Here is a 2,882-nt window from a genome sequence, read left to right as displayed (position 1 = left end):
ACAAATGCTTCAAAAGATTCTTCAGGAAAACCTGGTCTGCTGTTGAATTCAGGATGGAATTGAACTCCTAGATAGAATCTTTGCGATGGGATTTCTAGCATCTCCATTCTTCTCCCCTCATCACTTTCCGCTGAAAATATCATTCCATTTTTTTCAAACTCTGGTATGTATTTTTTATTGATCTCATATCTGTGTCTATGACGTTTGCTAATTACAGAACTGTGATAAATTCTATGTGCATTTGTGTTTTCTTTGATAATTATTTCATTTGCACCAAGTCTAAGTGAACCCCCCATGTCTGAAATGTCTTTTTGCTCTGGAAGTAAATCTACAATTGGATTCTTTGCATCACTCTTAATCTCTGTGGAATTCGCATCCTCTAATTTTAGAACACTCCTTGCAAATGCGATTGCTGCCAATTGAAATCCAAAGCATATACCAAGATATGGTATATTTTTCTCACGAGCATAGTTTGCAGTTTTAATAATTCCATCTGATCCTCTTGTGCCAAATCCTCCTGGAACTAATATTCCGTCATAATTTGACAAAATGTTGTAATCTGTAATTGATTCTGAATCTATCCAGTCTATGTCTACTGATTTACCAATTTTTGCGCCTGCATGTTTTAGAGCATGATTTACACTGACATAACTGTCTGCAAGTGTGACATATTTCCCGACCATGGCAATCTTTACTTTTTGGTCTTCATGGTTTACCATGTTTTCTGCAATCTTATTCCATTGATCCCAATTGGCAGATGCATTGACCATCCCAACTTTTCCAAATTTTGTAAATATTGCATCCATTATTCCCTGATCATAGAGCATTTGTGGAACTTCAAAAATCGATTTTGCATCATGACATGATAAAACATCTTTTGGAGTAACGTTTGTAAACATAGCAATCTTTGTCTTTGTTTTCTCTTCAAGTGGGAGAGAACATCTTACTGCTAAAAAGTCAGGTTGAATGCCTATTCTTCTAAGTTCCTGAACACTATGTTGTGTTGGTTTTGTTTTTTGTTCTCCAACTACATCAAGTGAAGGTGCTAATGTAACATGAACAAAAATTACCCCTTGTGGACCTTCTTCAACTCTCATCTGTCTGAGGGCTTCTAAAAATGGCAATGATTCTATATCTCCTACAGTTCCACCACACTCTACAATCAAAAAGTCTAAGTTTTCGTCTTTAGCAATTTTTTTTATTCTGTTTTTTATCTCATCAGTCACATGGGGGATAATTTGAACACATGCCCCTAGATACTCTCCCTTTCTTTCTGCTTCAATTACAGACGAGTATACTTGAGCTGTTGTGATGTTATGGCTTTTAGGGATGTTTTGGTTTAGAAATCTTTCATAATTCCCAATATCCATATCACATTCGCCACCATCTTCAGTGACAAAGACTTCGCCGTGGGCCACCGGATTCATTGTTCCTGCATCATAGTTAAGATATGGATCTATTTTGACACAGGATACTTTTTGATCAGCTAACTGTAATAATTTTGCAATTGAGGAAGTGGTTACGCCTTTTCCAAGGCCAGACATTACACCACCTGTAACAAAAATAAACTTCGTCTGCACATCAATGAAACGAGTATCTGGTTTTTGTATGTTTTGTCGATCATGAATGTTGAAATACTTGTTTTCTGGTGATAATGTTATGCGGGAATTCTTTGCTTTATCTTTACTTGTTTTATTTATCGCAGGATTTGGATCTTTGGCCTTTGCTGAAACCTATGAGATTAAAATTCCGACTGGTGCATCTGACCCAAATGCCCCTTTCTTTTGGTCTGAAAAATCAACAGGTATAACGACTGGTGAAATCACAATATATCCTGGAGATTCTGTTATGTGGAGTAATGCCGATACAGCACCTCATACTATTACATCTGTTAATAAAGATGGAGACATTAACGGTCTGTTTGATAGTGGTTTGATTTCTATTGGGGAATCTTACACAAGACAGTTTGATGACCTTGGTGATTTTTACTATTTTTGCAGTATTCATCCTTACATGAATGGAGTAGTTCATGTGGTAAAGAATCTTGGAAGTGTTCAATCCATTGACGGGGTAGCTTCTGGATACAGCGATAACGGGTTAGGATTTGAGGTCAAATACATTTTAGACACTAATCTCCAAAAGGCAGTCCATGTGGATCCTCAAGAAAATGCATTAACATTTACCATTTCTGGCGATACTCTAAATGAACAAATTACTCTGATCTTGCCTTCAAAACTTATTGAAAATCCTAACACTGCTTGGGTGGATGGCAATATGGTGGATTTTACAATTGAAGAGACCTCCACTGGAATTAAACTGATAATTCCAATAGAGCCGCATTCTAAAGAAATCAAAATTATGGGCACTCATGTAATTCCTGAATTTGGGTTTTTGGCAATTACTGTACTGAGTGTAGGTTTGTTTTCCACTTTATTTTTAACACGCTCTAAATTCTCATTATTTAGATAATTACGATCTTTACAAGTGTTAGAATTTTTTTTATTTTTTCAATAAATTTTTTGTGTTTTCTACCATGATTCTTTTATTTTTCTTTGTGTATACATTTATGAGAACATCTAGTATGGCAGTCAGAACTGAAATTGATATTCCCCCTTAAGCCAGTTTGTGTGCGACTGCCACACTTTTGACGGATTAAAAAATTGTTTGTTTTTTGAGATTTTTTGTAAATTCTGAAATTTTTGATTCAAGTTTATTTTGAGGTGTTTTTTCAATTAATTTCAAATATGCGCTTCCGACAATCACTGCATCAGCTCCAGCTTTTACATATGCTCTGACATCTTCAGGAGTTGAAATTCCAAATCCTATGCCTATTGGGATTTCACCCTTGGTGATTTTTTTACTTTCTTGATTGCATCTAACGT

General features: G+C 35.6%; 3 protein-coding genes. 1 reads left to right on the top strand and 2 read right to left on the bottom strand.

The annotated features are described in order from the left end of the window. Positions 1 to 1,580 (bottom strand): glutamine hydrolyzing CTP synthase (gene pyrG / locus BD31_RS03770; protein ID WP_008298795.1); only part of this gene is annotated, 1,580 nt, incomplete at its 3' end. Between the two features lie 79 nt (positions 1,581 to 1,659). On the opposite strand from pyrG, the gene BD31_RS03765 reads away from it, so the two are divergent. After that, positions 1,660 to 2,469, top strand: a complete 810-nt coding sequence (locus BD31_RS03765; protein ID WP_048097423.1) for a plastocyanin/azurin family copper-binding protein — start codon at positions 1,660 to 1,662, stop codon at positions 2,467 to 2,469. Positions 2,470 to 2,652: 183 nt separating this feature from the next. On the opposite strand, the gene BD31_RS03760 is transcribed toward BD31_RS03765, so the two are convergent. Further along, positions 2,653 to 2,882, bottom strand: a 230-nt coding sequence (locus tag BD31_RS03760) for a tryptophan synthase subunit alpha (RefSeq protein WP_008298797.1), incomplete at its 5' end; no start/stop codon positions are given.

Source organism: Candidatus Nitrosopumilus salarius BD31 (genome assembly GCF_000242875.2).
In the GTDB taxonomy this organism is placed as follows: domain Archaea; phylum Thermoproteota; class Nitrososphaeria; order Nitrososphaerales; family Nitrosopumilaceae; genus Nitrosopumilus; species Nitrosopumilus salarius.
The sequence above is the reverse complement of the archived record's forward strand: the minus strand, read 5'-3'. Positions and strand labels throughout refer to the sequence as shown.

What these genes read in the sequence shown, in the direction of transcription:
- BD31_RS03765 (WP_048097423.1), top strand. Translation starts at nt 1,660, where the DNA reads ATGCGGGAATTCTTTGCTTTATCTTTACTTGTTTTATTTATCGCAGGA.